The organism is Pseudomonas vlassakiae (assembly GCF_014269035.2).
In the GTDB taxonomy this organism is placed as follows: domain Bacteria; phylum Pseudomonadota; class Gammaproteobacteria; order Pseudomonadales; family Pseudomonadaceae; genus Aquipseudomonas; species Aquipseudomonas vlassakiae.
On record NZ_JABWRP020000004.1, the window covers coordinates 157,601 to 177,231 of the forward strand.

The 19,631-nt window shown below is 63.9% G+C and carries 12 protein-coding genes; 1 reads left to right on the plus strand and 11 read right to left on the minus strand.

The features are described 5' to 3' along the window. Positions 1-76: 76 nt before the first annotated feature. The 7 genes from HU738_RS06970 to pip all read right to left on the minus strand — a co-directional run bounded on the left by HU738_RS06970 (position 77) and on the right by pip (position 8,831). The gene (locus tag HU738_RS06970) at positions 77-811 is read right to left on the minus strand and encodes an amino acid ABC transporter ATP-binding protein (RefSeq protein ID WP_176508223.1); all 735 of its coding nucleotides are present in this window, start codon (positions 809-811) and stop codon (positions 77-79) included. Continuing rightward, positions 804-1,766: an amino acid ABC transporter permease gene (locus HU738_RS06975; protein ID WP_176508156.1), complete on the minus strand. Its 963-nt coding sequence runs from the start codon at positions 1,764-1,766 to the stop codon at positions 804-806. Before HU738_RS06975 ends, HU738_RS06970 begins: the two co-directional genes overlap by 8 nt. A 79-nt stretch (positions 1,767-1,845) precedes the next feature. Next, a complete protein-coding gene (locus tag HU738_RS06980; protein WP_025752328.1) occupies positions 1,846-2,643 on the minus strand; it encodes a transporter substrate-binding domain-containing protein in 798 nt (265 codons plus the stop codon). A gap of 216 nt (positions 2,644-2,859) precedes the next feature. Then, a complete protein-coding gene (gene mdoH, locus HU738_RS06985; protein WP_186601742.1) occupies positions 2,860-5,433 on the minus strand; it encodes a glucans biosynthesis glucosyltransferase MdoH in 2,574 nt (857 codons plus the stop codon). Next, entirely contained in the window at positions 5,426-7,162 is a 1,737-nt protein-coding gene (locus HU738_RS06990; RefSeq protein ID WP_217871434.1) for a glucan biosynthesis protein G, read from the minus strand. The genes mdoH and HU738_RS06990 overlap by 8 nt, the downstream gene beginning before the upstream one ends. A gap of 263 nt (positions 7,163-7,425) precedes the next feature. Further along, entirely contained in the window at positions 7,426-7,863 is a 438-nt protein-coding gene (gene dtd, locus HU738_RS06995; protein ID WP_186601743.1) for a D-aminoacyl-tRNA deacylase, read from the minus strand. Then, complete coding sequence (gene pip / locus HU738_RS07000; RefSeq protein ID WP_176508153.1) at positions 7,860-8,831, minus strand: prolyl aminopeptidase; 972 nt, start codon at positions 8,829-8,831, stop codon at positions 7,860-7,862. The genes dtd and pip overlap by 4 nt, the downstream gene beginning before the upstream one ends. Positions 8,832-8,980: 149 nt before the next feature. Between pip and HU738_RS07005 the strand changes: the two genes are divergently transcribed. Next, on the plus strand, positions 8,981-14,515 hold the full coding sequence (locus HU738_RS07005) for a dermonecrotic toxin domain-containing protein (protein ID WP_186601745.1): 5,535 nt from the start codon (positions 8,981-8,983) through the stop codon (positions 14,513-14,515). 15 nt (positions 14,516-14,530) lie between these two features. On the opposite strand, the gene hutG is transcribed toward HU738_RS07005, so the two are convergent. The 4 genes from hutG to hutH all read right to left on the minus strand — a co-directional run bounded on the left by hutG (position 14,531) and on the right by hutH (position 19,594). Then, the gene (hutG, locus tag HU738_RS07010; RefSeq protein WP_186601746.1) at positions 14,531-15,334 is read right to left on the minus strand and encodes an N-formylglutamate deformylase; all 804 of its coding nucleotides are present in this window, start codon (positions 15,332-15,334) and stop codon (positions 14,531-14,533) included. A 10-nt stretch (positions 15,335-15,344) separates the two neighbouring features. Next, entirely contained in the window at positions 15,345-16,550 is a 1,206-nt protein-coding gene (gene hutI, locus HU738_RS07015; RefSeq protein ID WP_186601748.1) for an imidazolonepropionase, read from the minus strand. A 15-nt stretch (positions 16,551-16,565) separates the two neighbouring features. After that, positions 16,566-17,957 carry an amino acid permease gene (locus HU738_RS07020; protein ID WP_186601750.1) on the minus strand — a complete coding sequence of 464 codons (1,392 nt, stop codon included), beginning with the start codon at positions 17,955-17,957 and terminating at the stop codon, positions 16,566-16,568. A gap of 104 nt (positions 17,958-18,061) precedes the next feature. After that, entirely contained in the window at positions 18,062-19,594 is a 1,533-nt protein-coding gene (gene hutH / locus HU738_RS07025; RefSeq protein ID WP_176508149.1) for a histidine ammonia-lyase, read from the minus strand. Between the last annotated feature and the right edge of the window lie 37 nt (positions 19,595-19,631).

A 19,631-nucleotide genomic window follows, 5' to 3' on the forward strand; every position in this document is an offset into this window, starting at 1 on the left:
CCCCGATGAACCGCTCCCACAGGGATCTGCGCTGCTTCCCGTAGGAGCGGATTCATCCGCGATGAATCCACCGCGGTTACAGCACCTGGCGCAGGAAGGCCTGAGCCCGTGGGTCTTTCGGCGCAGCAAAGAACTCAGCCGGCGCCGAATCTTCCAGCAGCTTGCCATGATCGAAGAACAGCACGCGGTCCGCCACTTCCCGGGCAAAGCCCATTTCGTGGGTGACGCAGACCATGGTCATGCCTTCCTGGGCCAGGGTCTTCATCACGTCCAGCACCTCGCCGACCATTTCCGGGTCCAGCGCCGAGGTCGGTTCGTCGAACAGCATCACCTTCGGGTCCATCGCCAGGGCACGGGCGATCGCCACCCGCTGCTGCTGGCCGCCGGAAAGGCGCGACGGATACTCGTTGGCCTTCTGCGCAATGCCGACTTTCTCCAGCAACGCCCGGGCCTTGGCCTCACGCTCGGCCTTGTTGCGCTTGCGCACCACCTTCTGCGCCAGGCACAGGTTTTCCAGCACGGTCATGTGCGGGAACAGGTTGAAGTGCTGGAACACCATGCCGACTTCGCGGCGGTAGGCGTTGATGTCGGTCTTCGGGTCGGCCAGTTGCAGGCCGTCGATGGCCACGCGGCCTTCGTCGAAATGCTCCAGGCCATTGAGGCAGCGCAGGAAGGTCGACTTGCCCGAACCCGACGGGCCGAGCACCACCACCACTTCGCCCTTGGCGACCTGGGTGGTGACGTTATCCACAGCCCGCACCACATGGCCACGGGTGTCGAAGACTTTCAGCAGGTCACGGACTTCAATCACTTTGCGCAAGCCTCCGCTCGAGCCGGCTGGCGATGTGCGACAGCGGCAGGTTGATCAGCAGGTACAGGCCGGCCACGCAGAACCAGATCTCGAAGGTCGAGAACGACGTGGTAATGGCCTCGCGGCCGCTCTTGGTCAGCTCGGTGATGGCGATCACCGACACCAGCGAGGTGTCCTTGACCAGGCTGATGAACTGCCCGGCCAGCGGTGGCAGCACACGCTTGAATGCCTGTGGCAGGATCACGTGGCGCATCGACTGGCCGGCGTTCAGGCCCAGCGAGCGAGCCGCTTCGTTCTGGCCCTTGGCAATGGACTGCACGCCGGCGCGGACGATCTCCGCGACATAGGCGCCGGTGAACAGCGCCAGCGCGGCCACCCCGGCAAACTCCCGGGACAGGTTGAGCACGGTGCCGATGAAGAAGTAGAAGATGAAAATCTGCACCAGCAACGGCGTGCCGCGCACCAGTTCGACGTACACCGTCGACAGGTCGCGCAGGGTCGGGTTGTTCGACAACCGGCACAGGCCGGCGAACAGGCCGATCACCAGGCCCAGCGCACCGGACACCACCGAAATCCACAGCGTGGTCCACAAGCCCCAGGCCAGCGGGCCAGCGGCCCAGTGACGGGTCACCCCGATCGGGTCGCCTTCGGCGACGTCATCGCCGCGGCTCAGTTGCAGGCTGTCCTTGGCCACCTCGAGCACTTGCTCGGCGCCGCTTTCGTCCTTCAGCGTGACGCGGGCATTGTCGCCGGAAATGACGATTTCCTGCACGGTGCCGTAACCGGCTGCGCGTTGCGTTTCTTCAGCCTTGTAGGCGAAATACTGCGGTACGCGGTTCCAGCGCCACTCGTAGGAAATCATCGAAGTGGCCATGTACAGGCTGAACGCCAGGCCCACCAGGACCAGGGCGGTCAAGCCATGCCAGGGCCACTGGGCTTTCTTGTGTTTGATCACGTGGGGTACTTCCGTAAATGCGAACGCGCAGGGTTTGCCTGCGCGTCGGGGTCATAAAGCCGGGCTTGTGGCCTGGGCCTTATTCCATTTCCTTCAGCCAATCCTTGTTCTTGAACCACTTGTCGTGAATACGATCGTAGGTCCCGTCATGCTTGATCTGGTGCAGGAAGTTGTTGATGAAGTTGATGCTGTCGTAGTCGCCTTTCTTCAGGCCGAAGGCCAGCGGCTCATAGGTGAAGGGCTCTTCGAGGAACAGCAGCTTGCCGGCACCGGCCTTCTCCACCGCTACCACGTTGTACGGCGCATCGTAGACGAAGGCGTCAGCCTTGCCGTTGACCACGTCCATCACCGCTTCCTGCTCGTTGTCGTAGCCGTGGTACTTGGCTTTGCCGATCAGCTTCTTGGACACCATCTCGCCGGTGGTGCCGAGCTTGGAGGTCAGGCGGTACTTCTCGTTGTTCAGGTCCTTGTACGACTTGATCTCGCCCGCCAGCTCCTTGCGGATCAGCAGGGTCTGGCCAACCACGATGAAGGGTTCGCTGAAGTTCAGGCGCAGGTTGCGTTCCTGGGTCAGGGTCATGCCGCTGCCGATCATGTCGAACTTGTCGGTCAGCAGGGCCGGGATGATGCCGTCATATGCGGTGGAAACAGCCTCGAACTTCACGCCCATGGATTTGGCCATGGCCTTGAGGATATCGACTTCGAAGCCGATGATCTCGCCGCGCTTGTTGGTCATCTGGAACGGCATGTAGGTGGGGTCCATGCCCACCCGCAGGGTGCCGCGCTTGACCGCGTCGTCAATGGCGCCGGCCTGGGCCGCCGTTACGGCGACCAGGGCGGTGACACCGACCAGCAGTCGCGAAAGATATTTCTTGATCATCACCAAGTCCCCTAGCAAGTAAAGAAGCGAATCTTATTGTCTTGGCATGGCCGTGCTGGCCGATGCGGATTATCGGAAACGGATGCTAACGCATGGCGGCGCTTGGACCTAGAGCCGGGGGGGACTTTGTTGGCCAAAAAAAAGCATCGCGGATAAATCCGCTCCTACAGGCGTAACCCTCGTAGGAGCGGATTTATCCGCGATTGCGATCTATCAGGCGCCGACGAGTGCCGGCTGGCCTTCATTCTCCGGATGCAGCGGCAGCAGCGGCGAATGCGGGTCGTTCTTGATCGAGGCACGCCACACATCGATCCACGCCGCGTTGTGCTCTGCCCAGACCTGCTCGTGCAGGCGGCTCAAGGCCACCGGATCGCTGAGCAAGGCCAGGCGGGTGTTGAGGTCCAGCCCTTTCGGCCCGACCTCGATCGCCTTGGCCACGCGCTCGGCACGCAGCGCCTCGATCGGCGCGGCCTGACCGTGGCGGGCGGTGGCCATGGCGCAGGCCAGGGCGTTCTGCCGAGGGTCGACCACCGCACGCACGAAGCCGTCATGCAGGGCATGCCAGCGGTTCTCGTGGGTGTACTGGTCGGTAGCCAGCAGTTCTTGCGGCGTCGCGTACTCCTCGGGAATCAGGAACAGCTTCTCGTCCTTGGCCGCCAGGCCCAGGCGCGTGCGGCTGGAGATGACCGATACCGGGATCGACAGCACCAGCGAGCCAACGATCGGCGCCAGCCACCACAGGAAGCTCGGGTTCAGCCAGGCCACCAGCCCGGCCCAGGCGAAGCCCAGCAGGGTCTGCGGACCATGGCGTCGCAGCGCTTCGCTCCAGGGGGTGGAGTCGTCGTCACGCTGCGGCGAGTTCCAGGTTGCCGCCCAGCCGAGGAACGCCGCCAGCACGAAGCGGGTATGGAAGATCATCCGTACCGGCGCCAGCAGCATGGAGAACAGCATCTCCATCAGCATCGACAGGGTGACCTTGATGCGCCCACCGTACTCGACGGCACCCTTGGCCCAGATCAGGATGACGCTGAGCAGCTTGGGCAGGAACAGCAGCACGATAGTGGTGGAGAACAGCGCCACGGCCTTCTCCGGGTGCCACTGCGGCCACAGCGGGTAGAGCTGGTACGGTTCGATGAAGTACTGCGGCTCCATCAGGGTGTTGGTCGCCAGCAATGCCGTCGACAACACCAGGAACAGGAACCACAGCGGCGCCGACAGGTAAGACATCACCCCGGTGAGGAACACCGCACGGTGCACCGGGTGCATGCCCTTGACCAGGAACAGGCGGAAGTTCATCAGGTTACCGTGGCACCAGCGGCGGTCGCGCTTGAGCTCGTCGAGCAGGTTCGGCGGCAGTTCTTCGTAGCTGCCCGGCAGGTCATAGGCAATCCACACGCCCCAGCCGGCGCGGCGCATCAGCGCGGCTTCGACGAAGTCGTGGGAAAGGATGGCGCCGGCGAACGCACCTTTGCCCGGCAACGGAGCCAGGGCACAGTGCTCGATGAACGGCTTCATGCGGATGATCGCGTTATGGCCCCAGTAGTGCGATTCGCCCAGCTGCCAGAAGTGCAGGCCGGCGGTGAACAGCGGGCCGTATACGCGGGTGGCGAACTGCTGCATGCGCGCATACAGGGTATCCATGCCCGAGGCTTTCGGCCCGGTCTGGATGATGCCGGCGTCCGGGTTGGCCTCCATCAGGCGCACCAGGCTGCTCAGGCACTCGCCACTCATCACGCTGTCGGCGTCGAGCACGACCATGTACTTGTACTCGCCACCCCAGCGACGGCAGAAGTCGTCGAGGTTGCCGCTCTTGCGCTTCACACGGCGACGGCGGCGGCGGTAGAAGATACGGCCGAAGCCCTTGGTTTCGCGGCACACGTCCAGCCAGGCCTGTTGCTCGGCCACGGCGATGTCGGTGTCGTTGGTGTCGCTGAGCACGAAGAAGTCGAAACGGTCGAGGTTGCCGCTGGCCGCCACCGACTCGAAGGTCGCCCGCAGGCCCGCGAACACACGCGGCACGTCTTCGTTGCAGATCGGCATCACCAGCGCGGTACGCGCCTCGGGGGCAATCGGCTCATTGCCGGCACTGCTGCCGGAAATCTTGTATTTGTCACGCCCTGTGAGCAGCTCGAGGAAGCCCATCAGCGCGGTCCAGAAGCCTGCCGACACCCAGCAGAAGAGGATGCCGAACAGCACCAGGATGGACGTCTGCAAGGCATACGGCCAAACCTGCACCACGGTGTCCCACAGCGGCTGGTTGACGACTTCGTTCAGGTCGACGAACGACCAGCCCTGGTACGGCAGGATGCCCTTCATGTACCAGCCAGCGACGATGGTCTGGCCAATCATGAGGGCAAGCAGGATGTAACGACGGATCGAGCCGACCGTGCGCCAGCGCGCAGCGGGCAGCTCGCGCTTGGGCGGCTGCGGCGCGTTGGCACGGCCCGTCATGCGCCGCCACACGCGGATCAGCACATTGGTGCGCCATGGCTCGGGCACGACCTTGGTGCGCTTGATCGGCGGCGCGATCTTCAGGCACAGGCGGCCGCTGCCGTCGACACCGAGCATCTCGGCATCTTCCAGCTCGGCGGCGCTGCCCACGGTCAGGCGCGGGCCGACCGAGGCCTGCACGGCCTCGGTGGCGTTGGCGGCCGGGTTGGCCGCCAGGCGTTGGTGCAGCTCACTGAACGAAGTGCAGCTGGCGAGTTCCGCGCGCTGCTCATCGCTCAGTGGGAGGTGGGCCAGGTATTCGCCAAGCGATTCTGGCCTTGCGCTTGAGTTACTCATCGGCAGGCAACTGATAGCTCCAGGTCTCGGTCAGCACTTTTTCAGTGGTGGCCGGGGTCCCGTTGGTGGGTGCCGCATCGGCGGCGGGTTGTTCGGCCTTGGCTGGTTCCGCCTTGGCGGTTTTCTCATGCTTGGCGTGCTTGGTTGCTGCCTTTTCCTGCTTGGTTTCAGCAGCAGGCTTGGCCGGCTCGACCGGCACGTCACGCACCAGCGCAGCGCGCATTTCGGTGGACTTGTTGGCTTCCTTGACCTTCAGCCGCAGGGTCAGGCGCCAGCCCTTGGTCTCCGGGTTATAGCGCAGATTGTTCTCGACCACCTCGGCATTGTCGCCAACGCTGATCTGGCTGCGCACCGGGGTGTCTTCCGGCAGGGCGGCAAGGGCCGGGCCGGCGAAGTCGACCAGGAAGGCGACGCTGCCGTCTGGCTGGCGGATCAGGTTGGACTGCTTGACGTCACCGGTGGAGCGCAGGGTCTGCTTGACCCAGCCCAGGTCAGGGGCCTGGAACTGCTGCTCGTCGATGGTCCAGTGCAGGCGGTAGGCGTATTCGAACGGCTTGCCGGGTTCAGGCAGCTTCTCCGGGCTCCAGAAGGCAACGATGTTGTCGTTGGTCTCGTCGGCGGTCGGGATCTCGACCAGGTCGACGGTGCCCTTGCCCCAGTCACCTTTCGGCTCGATCCAGGCACTTGGACGCTTCTGGTAGTTGTCGTCGAGGTCTTCGAAGTCGCTGAAGGCGCGCTGGCGCTGCATCAGGCCGAAACCACGCGGGTTCTCGACGCTGAAGTTGCTCACGGCCAGGTGTTTCGGGTTGTTCAGCGGGCGCCACAGCCATTCGCCATTGCCGGCATGGATCGACAGGCCTTCGGAGTCATGCAGGGCCGGGCGATAGTTCAGCACCTTGGAGGGCTGGTTGGGGCCGAACAGGAACATGCTGGTCAGCGGGGCGATACCCAGGCGGCTGACCTGGTCACGCAGGAACACCCGCGACTGCACGTCGACCACGGTATCGCTGCCCGGGCGCAGGATCAGCTTGTAGGCGCCGGTGGAGCGTGGCGAATCCAGCAGCGCGTAGATCACCAGGTGCTTGTCGGCCGGCTTTGGCTTCTCGACCCAGAACTCGGTGAAGCGCGGGAACTCCTCGCCCGACGGCAGCGCGGTGTCGATGGCCAGGCCACGGGCCGACAGGCCGTACACATGGCCCTTGCCGACCACGCGGAAGTAGCTGGCCCCCAGCAGGGTCATGATCTCGTCCTGCTTGTCGGCCTTGTTGATCGGGTAAAGCACGCGGAAACCGGCGTAACCGAGGTTCTTGACGGTTTCCGGGTCATGCGGCACGTCACCGAACTCGAAGCGGCTCGAGTCGTACTTGATTTCCTCGACCTTGGTGGCAGTGATCTCGTTGATCTTCACCGGTGTGTCGAAGTGCATGCCCTGGTGGTAGAAGGACAGCTTGAACGGGGTCTTGTCCTTGGCCCACTCGGCCTTTTCCTGGAGGAAGTGGATCTTCTGGTAGTCCGCGAACTTCATGTCGCGGAACACCGCAGGCAGATTGCTCTTCGGTGCTTCGTATTTCTGGCCGGCCAGATCCTTTGCCTTGGCTGCAACATCGTCAAGATTGAATGCCCACAGCTGGCCCGCGCTCATCAGGCCGACCAGTGCCACACTGGCCATCAGGGCCTTGCGCAGCCCGGTGCCGGGGATTCTTGATGCTTTTTGGGGACTAACAATCACGAGCAACCCTCGCCGAAAACAGATCATGAAACCAACGGCCAGCGACAAATGCCGGGTTGGCGAGCACTGTTCGGACCCCATGAGGGCCTAATGATTCCCCAAACGGGTCCAGACAATGCTCGAGTCAGAGTGAAACGAACCTGCGAACGCAGGCTCACGCAGCGCGCGATTATCCAGCAGGATGCGTTACAACGCATCAGTGTGGACTAACTATTTATCGTACAAAACCCCTTGTTTTCCTATAAACAAAGGGTTTTTCGACCTCATATTTGTAACAAGAATGTCACAGGGCCATCATTGACCAGGTGCACCTGCATGTCTGCACCGAAACGCCCGCTTGCCACATCGGCATGCTGGCCGCGTGCCTTGCTCAAAAGATAGTCGAACAATTCCGCCCCGAGCGCCGGTGGTGCGGCGGTCGAGAAGCTCGGCCGCATGCCGCTGCGGGTATCAGCCGCCAGGGTGAACTGGGACACCAGCAGCAGGCCGCCACCGACATCCTTGAGCGACAGGTTCATCTTGCCCTGCTCGTCACTGAACACGCGATAGTTCAGCAGCTTGTGCAACAGTTTGTCGGCGTGTTCACGGGTATCTTCAGGCTCCACCGCCACCAACACCAGCAAGCCCTGGTCAATGGCACCGACAATCTCCCCGCCCACTTCCACGCGTGCGCCACGCACGCGTTGCAGCAAGCCCTTCATGCTTCTTCCAGCGGCAGGTCGAGCAGACGGCGCGCCATCTGGTCGGCCGCACGCACCAGGGCATCGGTGATACCTGGCTCGGAGGCGGCATGCCCGGCGTCGCGGATCACCTTCAACTCGCTGTTCGGCCAGGCCTGGTGCAGCGCCCAGGCGTTGTCCAGCGGGCAGATCACGTCGTAGCGGCCATGCACGATCACCGCCGGCAGATGGGCAATCTTCGGCATGTCGCGAATCAGCTGGTCAGGCTCCAGGAACGCATTGTTCATGAAATAGTGGCATTCGATGCGGGCAATCGACAGCGCGCGCTGTGGCTCGGAGAAGCGGTCGACCACCAGCGGATTCGGGCGCAGCGTGGCGGTCCGGCCCTCCCAGGTGGACCAGGCCTTGGCCGCGTGCATCTGGGCGATCTGGTCGTTGCCGGTCAGGCGCTTGTGGAAGGCCTTGACCAGGTCACCCCGCTCCTCCGCGGGGATCGGTGCGATGTAGTCCTGCCAATAGTCGGGGAACATGCGGCTGGCGCCTTCCTGGTAGAACCACTCGATTTCCTGCGGACGGCACAGGAAGATGCCGCGCAGGATCAGACCGTGAACGCGCTCGGGATGGGTCTGGGCGTAGGCCAGCGCCAGGGTCGAGCCCCACGAGCCGCCGAACAGTACCCATTTTTCGATGCCCAGGTGCTTGCGGATGCGCTCAAGGTCCTCGACCAGGTGCCAGGTGGTGTTGTTCTCCAGGCTCGCGTGCGGCGTGGAGCGGCCACAGCCGCGCTGGTCGAAGGTGATGATGCGGTACAGGTTGGGGTCGAAGTAGCAACGGCTCTGGGCATCACAGCCCGCGCCTGGGCCACCGTGGATGAATACCACAGGCAGACCTTCCGGCGAGCCGCTTTCATCGACATACAGCACATGCGGCGCTTCCACGGCCAGATCATGCCGGGCGTAAGGTTTGATCTGCGGGTACAGGGTCTGCATTGCGCACTCCGTGTGAGGTTTGGGTCGGCCGAGGGCCATCATAAACCTGAATTGCGCTTTGAGCATGTGTCTGCGGCGAGATCATGTTATGCACGGGCTGCGCGCAGCCCTCAATAGCATCGAAGCCTTCGACAAATGCGAGGCTCACCATGATCGAATCCGCGCGACACCCCCTCCCCGACCCTGCCCACCCGCAAAACCTGATCGCCAGCAAGCTGCCCGCCTGGGTCGCCAGCCTTCCTGCCGCAGAGCGACGGCTGATGCGCGATGCAGCAGGCCGGCGCGACCCCCTGTTCGAGCAGGCCTGCCAGGCCGAACCTGAACTTGCCCGGCAACTGGTGCAGGCGTACGGCACCCAAAGGCAGGTAGAAGACCTGCTGCGCGCACGGATGGCGAACTTGCCAGCGCTCGAGCCGTTTGCTGTCAGGCTGTTGACCGAGGCCATTGCCCAACGCTTCGGCCAGAACCTGGATGTCAGGGCCACCTACCTGCTGAACGTCAGCAAGGCTGCCGAATACAAGGAGGGCCTCAATGGCGATGCGCTGGTCAGCAGCGACCGCGCCGTGAAACTGGCCACGCAATCCCTGTTGCATTGGGCACTGCAGAATTTCGAAGCATCCGAGGCAGAGCCTGGCGGGCTGCAAGCAGGTGGCAACAAATCGCTGGTCCTCGACAGCAACAACGTCAGCATCATCTCCTCCCCAAAGCAGTTGCCCATTGTTGCCGAGGACTTCGCGGCAATGGTGCGCGAACTGGACATCGGCGGTCAGTATCTGAAGCTGATCGATTCACTTCTCGCCTCGACGCCCACTGCGGGCAATCAGGCGGCCCAGGAGGTTTTCAGCCGCAGCGAACTGTCCACGTTCCGCTTGCATGTCCAGCGTGCCTATCTGCAAGGCGCAATCGACAAGGCCAGCCATGCCGCTCTGCTCCAGTTGGCCGCCGACGGCAAGGCAACCTACCAGGGACGACCGATACTGTGCTCGCGCATCAGCCTGCTGCGCGCCACGCTGACCGGGGCCGCGGTAATGGGTGTCGCCGCCCCCGGATTCGCCGGTGGCGGCAGGTTTGCGCCACCCACCTTCCCCTATGGCGGCTGGCTGGTGATCTACCTGCCCGGGATGCCCGAGCCACTGACATTGCATGCCAGCCGGGCGGATGCCGAAGCATTCCTGCTTGATCAGATGCCTGCCCTTCGCCGCCCTGAACAGCTACAGCTTGTCCCCGAGCGCGAAAAGTCCTCTTTTCTCGCCAGGCTCAGGGACACGCTTGAGCCCTACACCTGGAACCCGGCGAAAGGCCTCAAGGAGCGCATGGCTGACCCGAATGCCCGGATTACCCTCCACGTACAGCCCTTTACCCAGCCTTTTGTCGACGAACTGGTCGCCCAGCGCCTTCAGCGCCTGAGGGACGACGCGCTATTCCATGCCGTGCCGACAGCAAGCAAAGACCAGGAGAGCCTCGACAGGACCCGGGCCTACTTCGAGTCCGTGGTATTGGGCAGCCTGAACATTGGCGCCTTTTTCATCCCGGGGCTCGCGCCTTTGATGCTGGGCCTGACGGCGCTGCAGCTTGGCCATGAAGTCTACGAAGGGCTGGCAAGCTGGAGCAATGGCGAGCGCGAGCAGGCCTTTGCCTACCTGATGGATGTGGTTGAAAACGCCGCCCTCATCGCCGCATTGGGCGCTGCAGGCGCGGCGGACGCCCAGCCTGCGGTGGAGCGGATTGCCGTGGAATCACCTTCATTCATCGAGGAGCTCGACACCGTCGAGCTCGACGACGGCAGCCAGCGCCTCTGGCGGCCTGACGTGAAGGCCTTCGCCCATGACATTGTCTTGCCTTCAACCAGCAGGCCGGATGCAGCGGGCCTGCATCATCACCAAGGCAAGACCTGGCTGGCCATCGCAGACAGGACATATTCCGTCAGGTATCAGGCTGACGCCAACGAATACCGCTTGCAGCCTGCGCACGCTGGCGAGGGTTATCAACCAGCGGCACGGCACAACGGTGCCGGGGCCTGGTTGCTTCCAGGGGAAGATCCCGCGCGTTGGCCAGCGATGAAACTGTTTCGCCGCTGCGGCCCGCTCGGCAGCCGCTTCGACGAGCAGACTGCCGCGCACATCCTCGGCGTTTGCGGCATCGAAGAGAACGTGCTGCGCCGGGCTGTCAGCGACAACCTGCGAGTCCCGGCCCTGCTGGAGGACACCATGGTCCGGTTCGAACTGGATCGCTCGCTCGAACAATGGCCAGGCGACAGGCATGCCGAATTCCAGGCCCGCTACGCGCGCATGCCTGCCAGCGCCGGGGCCCCGGCCCATCTCATCTCGCAACGCTACCCCGGTCTTCCCACGCGGGTCATCGACGAGGTGTTGCGCAACGCCACCGACCAGGAATGGCAGGCACTGTCACAGGCAACGGTGCCTGTTCGCATGGCCGAGGAGATTCGCGTCTACCAGCAGCAGATCCGCCTGAGCCGTGCCTATGAAGGGCTCTATCTGCAAGCGCCGCGCAACTGGGACAGCGATCGACTGGCATTGCATAGCCTGGAGCAATTACCGGGCTGGCAAGCAAGCCCTGGGGTGACGCTGGCGCGATCGTTGAGTCCGTACCCTGTCGACACTGTCGGCGGCGCGCCCGACGCGCTGGGCAAAACCGTCTTCAGCCTGCAGGACGGTTACCGGGTCAGCCACGACGATGCCAGCGCACCGGACAGCCCGCTCCTGCCCACGATCTTTGCCGCGCTATTCGAGGCACTAAGCCCGACCCAACGCGGGGCGCTGGCTGTGGAAAGCGCAGCTGACCTGCGTGGGCTCATCCAGCGCACGCCTCCGTTGCCGCGTGCAACCGCGCGAAAATTGCTCGGCATGCAGCCCGTACGGCCCGGCTATCGCTCGCCCATGCGCCTGGCCGATGGCCGCCTGGGCTACCCGTTGGGTGGCAGCCGCGTACGCACGGGCAGTGTGTCACGGCACAACCTGCTGGCCCGCATCCGCCAGCTTGGCCAGGCGGCCCCGCAGCCGCGCCCTGCCGAACAGATTCTGACAGCCCTGGAAAACCGCCAGCTGTCCCGTGCGCAGATCGACGAATTGCTACAGGACCTGAGCGGCCAACACAGGCAATTGCAAAGGCAACTGACCGACTGGCGCGACCTGGCAACATTGCTCAATCGGCAAACGCCCGACGAGCTCCAGCGCCTGATGGACGCCATTTCCCAGCACTGGTATGACCGCGCGTTCCTGCCCCCCAACGAAACCCCGCCGCCGCTGCGCCTGGAGCGCCTGTCGCTGCTGGACTTCCCGCTGAACCTGCCCGAACGCTTCACCGCCAGCGTCACTGACCTGCACCTGGTCGATAGCGAACCGCAGGCATTCGCTGGCTGGAACCAGCACGCTACGCAACTGACCAGCCTGCTGCGCCAGTTCGGCCGCTTGCGCACCTTGCAGGTCAGCCGCAGTTATCAGGCCAACGCGCAGCCCTCGCCGTTCCAGTTCAGCCTGCCGCTGATCGCGCAACATCTGCCCCACCTCGAGTCGCTGGGCCTGGTCAATCAGAACCTGTCACTGTCCTCCACCGACATCGACAGCCTGGCAGGCCTCGAACAGCTGCGCCGGCTGGACCTGAGTGGCAACCGCCTGTCCGAGCAATACACACCCAGCTTTGACGAACTGACCCTGGATTTCCTTGGGCTCGACCACATGGCGCTGGATCATTGGCCAGAAGGCCTCAGTCGCAACAGCCTGGCGCAGATCCGACACCTGTCACTGCGTGACAACCACATCACACTGTTACCGGACTTCCTGCTGGAGGGCCGCATCAGCCTGGCCGAGCATGCGCATATCGACCTCCAGGGCAATGCCATTCTCGACCAGCACCTGCTGCGCATCCTGCTCAGTGAGCAGGCACGTGCCGCGCGCTTCCAACTGGACCAACCTGAAGAGCTTCGACAGTACCTGGCAGAACAACTGCATTTGCGCAGGCAACTGCATGAGTTCGTCGACAACTATGTCAACGCCTCCAGCTCCACCTCCACGCCAAGCCAGGCCGTATTGACCTCACGCACGCGCATCGCCACGGCGTTGAACGAGTTCTGGCACTATCAGGAAACGGGCAACACGCATGCCCCCCTGCGCCTGACCGGGGCGCTCGAACACATGCCTACCCGCTTGCCAAGGTTCTTCAGCGAGCGAGTGCGCAACCTGACGCTGGAAACCATCAGCGGCACCACCACGCAGCTCGATAGCATGCTCGCGCAGTTCCCCAATGCTACCCGCCTGACCATCGAAGGCTACACGAACGCGCAGGCCAGCCTGCCGTCTGCCCTGCTGCGCCTGCCTCGCCTGACCGACCTGGCGTTGCGCAACATCGGGTTGCAGATCGACGAGCAGCTGCTCGCCGGCCTGGCCAGGTCGCCCGGCCTGCAGTCGCTGGACCTGAGCGGCAACCGGCTGGCGGACATTGCCCGCGCCCCGGGCGAACTGCGGTCGCTGCGCCGCCTTGACCTGAACGACACGGGCCTGAACCAGTGGCCTGTCTGGGTCAATGACGTGCTGTCGCTGGACATGCTCGACGTCAGCGACAACCAGCTGAGCGAACTGCCGGAGTTTGTCCTTTCCAACCTCGAAAGCAGTTTTCCGATCACCTCGATCCAGCTGTTCAACAACCCGATCAGCGATCAGACCTACCAGCGCGCCCGGGCGTCGTCCGATAGCCAGCACAGTTTCACCTTCGCCATGGACGTGCCGGAGCACTTGACCGACTCCTCGGATGACGGTCTGCCGTTCGGCCACTTCCACATTCCATGGCTGGACCCCGCAGGGGACCTCCCCAACCTGAATAAATGGCTGCTGGGCTCGGCTGCGGAAAACGAAGCCATGCGCAGCTGCTGGGAACAACTTGAAGCTGAGGGCGACGCGGCAGACCTGCTGGCGCTGGTAGGGCGCCTGCAACAATCGGGGCCCTACACCAATGTGTCGACGCGCGCGGCCTTCAGCCAACGGGTGCGCCAGGTACTGGTGAAAGCAGCGGTGGATAGCATCGACCGAGCAGTGCTCAATCTTCAGGCCAGCGAAGCACTGCTACAGGCGTCGGGTGATCTGACCTGCCACGACGGTGCGCTGCTGGTGTTTCAGGACATCGAACTGTTCATCGCCAACCAGCGCCTGGAGGTCGCTGAGGAGGACAGCGAAAGCAACCGGTACCTGGAGTTGAGACGTCTGTTCCGCTTGCATGCCCTGGACGAAGTGGCCAAGAGCGAGGCCGGCGCCCGCGATGTGGCGGAAGTCCAGTTGACCTACCGAAGGGAGCTGAACGCCACGCTGCAACTTGGCCTGCCTGAGGATACCCTGCGCTACGCCGTCAACCCCTCATTGGACGAACTCATCTACGCCGAGCAAGAGGTGCAACGCGGGGAACTGGGTGAAGCTTTCCTGGACTTTGCAGCGGGCAACGAACGCTGGGTGGCGCAGCTTCGCCTCACCCATGCGACGCGCTTTGCGCAGATCGAACAAGATTACCAAGCCCAGGTGCTCGCATTGCCGGAGCAGTTTCCAGACGCCCCCCTCGACCAGCTTGGTCCGCAATTCGAGGCGCTGGAACGCAGTAGGCGAACTCGCGAACGACGCCTGGTTCGCGAGCTCACTTCCTTCGCCAACCCCGAGCGCAAACCGCGCTCATCCAGCCAGTAACGCGACAGCTGGCGGTTAACGCCCGTAACGTTGGCGGCCCCAGGCCAGCATGGCTTCGAGCAGCTGACTCAGCACACGCTGAGTCGGCTGGGCGAGGTCTTCGCGGTAGGCGAACGGTTCGGCTTCTTCCATGTAAGTACTTTGGGCCAGCTCCAGTTGCACCGCATGGATATGGTTGGCCGGGTCACCATAGTGACGGGTGATATGCCCGCCCTTGAAGCGACCGTTGAGCACATGGCTATAGGTGCCCGTCTCGGCGCATACGCCCTGCAACCGCTCGGCCAGTTGCGGGTCGCAACTGGCACCATTGAAGGTCCCCAGGTTGAAGTCCGGCAGCTTGCCATCGAACAGGTGCGGGATCAGCGAACGGATCGAGTGGGCATCCCACAACAACGCATAGCCATAAGCTTCACGCAGGCGGGCCAGCTCGCTCTGGAGGGTGTTGTGATAAGGGCGCCAGATCGACTCAAGATACGTCTTGCGTTCCTCGGCGGTCGGCTCCAGCCCGTCCTTGAACAGCGGCTCGCCATCAAACAGCGTGGCCGGATACAGGCCGGTGGTGGCACCGGCGTACAGCGGCTTGTCGTCGTCCGGGCGGTTCAGGTCGATGACGAAGCGCGAATACTCCGCCGCCACCACGCTGGCGCCCAGCTCACGAGCGAAATCGTACAGGCGCGGAATGTGCCAGTCAGTGTCGGGCAGGCTACGGGCCTGCTCGACCAGGCCACGGTCCACGGCCGGGGTCAGCTTGAGGCCGGCATGGGGCATGCTGATCAGCAGCGGCAGGCGGCCCTGGTGAAAACTCAATACCTTGTCCATCGTGCCTCGCTCAGTTCAGTATTTCGTGGCCCTTGCGCACCACGCGCTTGGGCAGGTCGCCGCCGAGCCAGTAGGCCAGGTCGGCGGGGCGGGCGATCTGCCAGGCGACGAAGTCGGCGACCTTGCCGATCTCCAGCGAACCGTGGCTGTCACCCAGGCCGAGTGCCGTGGCGGCGTGCAGCGTGACGCCGGCCAGGGCTTCTTCCGGAGTCATGCGGAACAGCGTGCAACCCATGTTCAGCATCAGGCGCAGCGACAACCCCGGCGAGGTACCTGGGTTGAGGTCACTGGCCAGGGCAATCTTCACGCCGTGACGACGCAGGGCATCCATCGGTGGCAGCTGGGTTTCGCGCAGGAAGTAGAAAGCGCCCGGCAGCAGCACGGCGACGGTGCCGGCCTTGGCCATGGCGATGGCGTCTTCCTCGGTCATGAACTCCAAGTGATCGGCCGATAGCGCCTGGTAGCGCGCCGCCAGGCTGGAGCCGTGCAGCGAAGACAACTGCTCGGCATGCAGCTTCACCGGCAAGCCCAGTTCGCGCGCCTTGATGAACACCTTTTCGACTTGCGCCGGGGAGAACGCCAGGTGTTCGCAGAACGCATCCACCGCGTCCACCAGGCCTTCGGCGGCCAAAGCCGGCAGCATCTCGTCACAGATATGCGCGATGTAGTCATCCGCCCTGCCTGCATATTCCGGAGGCAAGGCGTGGGCAGCCAGGCAGGTGGTGCGCACTGCCAGCGGCAGCTCGTCGGCCAGGCGCCGGGCCACGCGCAGCATCTTGCGCTCGTTGGCCAGGTCCAGACCGTAGCCGGATTTGACCTCAATGGTCGTGACACCATCGCGCATCAACGCCTGAACCCGCTGGCGAGCGCTGGCGAACAGCTCGTCCTCGCTGGCCGCACGGGTGGCACGCACGGTGCTGGCGATACCACCGCCCTTGGCGGCGATTTCGGCATAGCTCATGCCTTGCAGGCGCTGTTCGAACTCACCGCTGCGGTTGCCGCCGAACACCGCATGAGTGTGGCAGTCGATCAGCCCTGGGGTGACCCAGGCGCCGCCCAGGTCCACCGTGCGGTCAAGCGCGAATGGCTGCAGCTCGGCGCGGGGGCCGATCCATTCGATCAGCCCGGCGCTGGTGACAATGGCCGCGTCCTCGATGATCGAGTAACGGCCATCGGACAGGGTTGCCGCGTGGCAGTGCTGCCAGAGGGTTCTCATATGCGATCTCCTTGACTAGCGGTGCAGCTCGACCGGCACGTGCTTGCCTGCGCGCGGCTTGCACCACAGCAGGTAGGACGCCACCAGGAACACCACCCAGACCACCCCGACCAGCAAGGCCGCCTGGGTATCGGGGAAGTAACCGAGCACACCGAAAATGAACACCATGAAGGCAATGGCCATGGCCGGACCGTAAGGCCAGAACGGTACCGGAAACTTCAGCTGGGCCGTCTCTTCAGCGCTCATGCTGCGGCGCATGGCCACCTGGGTGACCAGGATCATCAGCCACACCCACACGGTCGCGAAGGTGGCGATGGAGGCAATCAGCAGGAACACGTTTTCCGGGATCAGGTAGTTGAGCAGCACACCGACCAGCAGCGCTGCGCCCATCACGACCACGGTCATCCATGGCACGCCGTGCTTCGACAACTGGCCGAAGCTGCGCGGCGCATGGCCTTGCTGGGCCAGGCCGTACATCATGCGGCCGGCGCCGAAGATATCGCTGTTGATGGCCGAGATCGCCGCCGAGATCACCACGATGTTCAGCACGGCAGCGGCCGAGCCAATACCGAGGTGGCTGAAGATCTGCACGAACGGGCTGCCTTCGCTGCCGATCTGCGGCCACGGGTACAGGCACATCAGCACGAACAGGGTCAGCACATAGAACAGCAGGATGCGCAGGGGCACGGCATTGATCGCTTTGGGGATGACGCGCTGCGGGTCCTTGGCTTCACCGGCGGTGACGCCGATGATTTCGATGCCACCGAAGGCGAACATCACCACGGCGAACGAGGCGATCAGGCCGCCGATGCCATTGGGCATGAAGCCGCCATGTTCGAACAGGTTGCTGATGCCGGCAGCGTGTTCGCCGCTCACCTGGCTGAAACCGAAGGCCATGATGCCGAGGCCGGCCAGGATCATCGCCACGATGGCGCCGACCTTGAGCAGCGACAGCCAGAACTCCATTTCGCCGAATACCTTGACGTTGCACAGGTTGAGGCCGCCGATCACGAAGACGATGCCCAGCACCCAGATCCAGCGGGCCACTTCCGGGAACCAGAAGCCCATGTAGATGCCGAAGGCGGTGATGTCGGCGATGGCCACGATGACCATTTCGAAGGCGTAGGTCCAACCGAGGATGAAGCCGGCCATGGGGCCGAGGTAGGTGGTGGCGTAGTGGCCGAAAGAACCGGCCACCGGGTTGTGCACGGCCATTTCGCCGAGGGCGCGCATGACCATGTATACCGCAGCGCCGCCAATCAGGTAGGCCAGCAGCACAGCCGGGCCGGCCATCTGGATCGCCGAGGCGGAGCCGTAGAACAGGCCGGTACCGATGGCGGAGCCAAGGGCCATGAAACGGATGTGGCGGGCCGTTAGCCCGCGCTTGAGACCTTGAGCTTGTTGCATGTCACGTCCTTAAATTGTTTTTGTGGTCGTGAGATCGAAGGGGGCTGCCTTGCAGCCTGCGCGGGCGTGCCCGCGAAAGGGCCGCAAGGCGGCCCCGGGGGGCATCACAGGCTAGGCAGCACACCCGCAGGCAGCAGCCCGGTCAGGCAGCCCTTGGCCAGCAGCTCGACAGCTGCCTCGATGTCCGGTGCAAAGAAGCGGTCACGGTCATAGTGCGGCACTTCCCGGCGCAGCGCCTGACGCGCCTGCTCAAGCTTCGCCGAAGTCTTCAGGCCTTTGCGCAGGTCCAGCCCCTGACACGCACCCAGCCATTCGATGGCCAGCACGCCACGGGTGTTCTCGGCCATTTCCCACAGGCGCTTGCCAGCGGCCGGGGCCATCGACACGTGGTCTTCCTGGTTGGCCGAGGTCGGCAGGCTATCGACACTGTGCGGGTGCGACAAGGCTTTGTTCTCGCTGGCCAGGGCGGCAGCGGTGACCTGAGCGATCATGAAGCCGGAGTTGACCCCGCCATTTTCCACCAGGAACGGCGGCAGCTGGGACATGTGCTTGTCCATCATCAGCGAGATGCGGCGCTCGCTCAGCGAACCGATTTCGGCGATCGCCAGGGCGATGTTGTCGGCGGCCATGGCGACCGGCTCAGCGTGGAAGTTGCCACCGGAAATCACGTCGCCTTCGGCGGCGAACACCAACGGGTTGTCCGACACGGCGTTGGCTTCGATGCCCAGCACCTCGGCAGCCTGGCGGATCTGGGTCAGGCAGGCGCCCATGACCTGTGGCTGGCAGCGCAGCGAGTACGGGTCCTGGACCTTGTCACAGTTCTTGTGCGACAGCGACACTTCGCTGGAGTCGCCGAGCAGGTCACGGAAGCAGGCAGCGGTGTCGATCTGCCCACGCTGGCCGCGCACTTCGTGGATACGCGCATCGAACGGCGAACGCGAACCCAGCGCTGCTTCGACGCTCAGCCCACCGCAGGCGATGGCGGCGGCATACAGGTCTTCAGCCTGGAACAGGCCGCGCAGGGCATACGCGGTGGACGCCTGGGTGCCGTTGAGCAAGGCCAGGCCTTCTTTGGCGGCGAGGGTCAGCGGCTCGAGGCCGGCAACAGCCAGGGCTTCGGTAGCCGACAGCCACTGGCCCTGGTGACGGGCCTTGCCTTCGCCCAGCAGCACCAGCGACATGTGCGCCAGCGGTGCCAGGTCGCCAGAAGCGCCAACCGAGCCTTTGAGCGGGATGTGCGGGTAGACTTCGGCGTTGACCAGGGCGATCAGCGCATCGATGACCTTGCGGCGGATACCGGAGAATCCACGGCTCAGGCTGTTGATCTTGAGGACCATGATCAGCCGCACCAGGGCGTCATCCAGCGGCGCGCCAATACCGGCGGCGTGGGACAGCACCAGCGAGCGCTGCAGGTTTTCCAGGTCGTGGCTGGCGATGCGGGTCGAAGCCAGCAGGCCAAAACCGGTGTTGATGCCGTAGGCGGTACGGTCTTCGGCAATGATCTGCTCGACACAGGCGACGCTGGCGTCGATGGCCGGCGCGGCACTGGCGTCCAGCTGCAGGCGCACCGGCGCGGCGTGGATGGCACGCAGCTGGGCCAGGGTCAGGGTACCGGGCTTGAGGGTCAGTACGGTCACTTCGCTACTCCAATTCTGTCAGGGGCCCGCAGGCCCC

What these genes read in the sequence shown, in the direction of transcription:
- mdoH (WP_186601742.1), bottom strand. Translation starts at nt 5,433, where the DNA reads ATGAGTAACTCAAGCGCAAGGCCAGAATCGCTTGGCGAATACCTGGCC.
- dtd (WP_186601743.1), bottom strand. Translation starts at nt 7,863, where the DNA reads ATGAAGGGCTTGCTGCAACGCGTGCGTGGCGCACGCGTGGAAGTGGGC.
- pip (WP_176508153.1), bottom strand. Translation starts at nt 8,831, where the DNA reads ATGCAGACCCTGTACCCGCAGATCAAACCTTACGCCCGGCATGATCTG.
- HU738_RS07005 (WP_186601745.1), top strand. Translation starts at nt 8,981, where the DNA reads ATGATCGAATCCGCGCGACACCCCCTCCCCGACCCTGCCCACCCGCAA.
- hutG (WP_186601746.1), bottom strand. Translation starts at nt 15,334, where the DNA reads ATGGACAAGGTATTGAGTTTTCACCAGGGCCGCCTGCCGCTGCTGATC.
- hutI (WP_186601748.1), bottom strand. Translation starts at nt 16,550, where the DNA reads ATGAGAACCCTCTGGCAGCACTGCCACGCGGCAACCCTGTCCGATGGC.
- HU738_RS07020 (WP_186601750.1), bottom strand. Translation starts at nt 17,957, where the DNA reads ATGCAACAAGCTCAAGGTCTCAAGCGCGGGCTAACGGCCCGCCACATC.